The following is a 2732-nucleotide window of genomic DNA, read 5'->3' on the forward strand; positions in this document are numbered from 1 at the left end:
ATCCAGATTGATGCGGGATCAGGTGGGGATCATGGTTCCTGCTGGTATCGCTGTGGGGATTCAGAATGGTATCGGCACTGTTCAGAAAGCTATGGGAGTCGTCAGTGATGCTATGACTATTCAACAAGAGGATATGAATTTTGCATATGACACATCCATTTCTAGCGGTGAACTCGGCACGGTTAGAAAAGAATTGAGCGCGGACATCCGGAACCTTGAATTGCCTGACAGGATGATTGTTGTTGAGATGGACAGCAAGAAGGTCGGTCAAGGCGTAGAAAAACCTGTCACAGACGCTCAGAAAAGGTCGAACGCAAGGAGGACGAGATTTAATTGATCAATTATCAGGAACTGCTGCCTAACCAATGGAAAATCACGTTTGACGGCATTGATATATCACCCTTCTTTTATGTAAAGTCCACGGGTGGCCGAGGCGTGACAGGGAGGGAAGTGAATACAGCCACTATCGGGAATCGTCCGGGAGGTTTCCTGCGTAACACAAGAATTCCCGTGAGAGTCATAACCATTGAGGTTCTTTTCGCCTTCAGCAGTGAAGAAGAGTTGAAGAAAAAGCAAGAGGAACTGACTTTTATTCTGCACACTGAAGAGCCTAAACCGTTAATTTTTCACGATGAGCCCGACCGAGTCTATAATGCTGTCTTTGAAAGCATTTCAGAAGGCGAAGAACAGGGAGGCTTTCAGACTGCAACATTGACTTTTATCTGTCCCGATCCAAAAAAATACGGCCCGGCGAAGGATTTTGAATTTAATTCAGGTATTCAGACTATCACTAATCCGGGCTATGCGGCTGTAGACCCGACAATCGAATGCGTCTTTGAAGAGAAAGCCACTTCATATGAAGTGGCTCTTCTTAATGCTGATGGGTCTGTATCGAAAACGATCAAGCTGCTGTACGATTTCATCGCTGGTGACACTCTTGTAATTGATTCAGCAAAAAGAAAGGTCACTTGCAGCGGTAATTTAATCATGACAGCACTTCAAATTCAATCAGATTGGTTTCTGTTGCCGCCCAGGACGCCAGTTAAAATCAAGTTCAGTCATAAGAGCAGCATCAAATTTAATGAGGCATATTTGTAAGGAGGTCCGGTCATGGCTGACATTTATATACTTTCACCAGGTGATAAATTATTGACAGTGCTGTCCAGCCACGGACGAGAAACCTGTACGTTCTGGGATGCTAAATACAAGGAAGAGCTCAACAAGGGCTCTTCTTTTTCTTTTGTAGCGGATGCCTCCCATCCTGACGCGCGCTTCCTATTCGAAGAGAATCAAGTGGTATTCAAGGATAAGGACGGTGTAATGCGTCTGTTTGTTATCAAGGAACTGGATGATACAAGTGAAGAAGGAGAGATTAACACTCAGGTTACCTGTGAAGCTGCCATGATGGAGCTTGCCGAAACCTTTGTAAAAGATTTTCGCCCTACCGATAAAACTGCTCAGTTTGTACTGGACAACGTTCTTTCTCGGTCAAGATGGGTGGCGGAAGTAACTGCGGAACTTGGAGTGAATACGACTACCTTCTATAAAAAAACAGCTCTGGATTGTATCGCTGACGTGATCAATATATGGGGCGGGGAGCTTCAGGACACTATAGAATTTGATGGGAATCAGGTCGTCAAACGAATTATAAAAATACTTCCCCGTCGCGGTAAAGACGGCGGGAAGCGCTTTGAGAGTGATAAGGATACAACGAATATCCGGCGGACCGTTATCAGTTACCCGGTGACAGCCCTTTGGGGTTACGGGGCATCCATAGCATCTACGGATGAGGAAGGAGAGGAAACGGGCGGTTATTCCCGTTTTATTGATTTCTCTGAAGTAGAATGGAAAAAATCAAAAGGCGACCCGGTCGATAAGCCTTTAGGCCAGGAATGGGTTGGCGATCCGGATTTATTAGAACGATTGGGACGCCTTAAAGATGGAAAGCTGATCCATCGGGAAGGCCAGTTCAATAATGAAGACATAACGGAGCCGGAAGAGCTCTTAAAGGCCACATATAATCATTTGATTACGACCGCATGTAAGACAGAAATCAATTACGAACTGTCCGTGCAACTGCTCGAGAGCGTGCCAGGACACGAACACGAACATGTGGAATTGGGAGATACAACGATCGCGATTGATCGAAACTTCGCTATTCCAATCGAGACATCGCAGCGCGTTATTTCAATGGAATACGATATTACCGACCCTGAAAACACTTGCGTTGTTGAGATCGGCCAATTTTTATCAGCATTACAAAAGGACGGCCGGATTGATCAAATTGAAAGCGTAATTGAAAAAAATCGCGGCACTTGGGAAAGTAAACCGGACGCCGGTGAGGTTACGGATGGAAGTTTCCCTGACAAAGCCCCGCCTGTTCCGTCGAATGTATTGATCAAGCCAATGTTTCAGAATGTGGCTCTGACATGGGACTATGACCCGTCCAGTTATATTGCAGCCTATGAAGTGTATGCTTCACAAGTAAATGGATTCACCCCATTAAAAGAGAATCGTATTTTCAGAGGCAAAACAGGCGGATACGAGCATTTTACGGGAGTAAATGAAGTTTGGTATTATCGCTTGCGCTCAATCAACACACGGGGCACAGCAAGCGAATTCACGGATCAATTTTCCGCGACCACTCAGCGCATCCTGACTGATGACATTGTTTTCGGAGCGATCACAAAAGAAAAACTGGCTGAGCTGGCCGTTGATGCTGATAAGCTTTC

The 2732-nt window shown here is 45.5% G+C and carries 2 protein-coding genes and 1 pseudogene; all 3 read left to right on the plus strand.

What is annotated here, in order from left to right; genetic code table 11:
- A pseudogene (locus tag BGM27_RS20620) lies at positions 1–337 on the plus strand (phage tail protein); the annotation flags it as partial.
- Positions 334–1098 carry a distal tail protein Dit gene (locus tag BGM27_RS17125; RefSeq protein WP_007408583.1) on the plus strand — a complete coding sequence of 255 codons (765 nt, stop codon included), beginning with the start codon at positions 334–336 and terminating at the stop codon, positions 1096–1098. The pseudogene BGM27_RS20620 and the gene BGM27_RS17125, both read left to right, overlap by 4 nt.
- A 12-nt stretch (positions 1099–1110) precedes the next feature.
- Positions 1111–2732 (plus strand): phage tail protein (locus BGM27_RS17130; protein WP_217031317.1); only part of this gene is annotated, 1622 nt, incomplete at its 3' end.

It is taken from the genome of Bacillus sp. FJAT-27001, from assembly GCF_019039175.1.
Classification (GTDB): domain Bacteria; phylum Bacillota; class Bacilli; order Bacillales; family Bacillaceae; genus Bacillus; species Bacillus velezensis.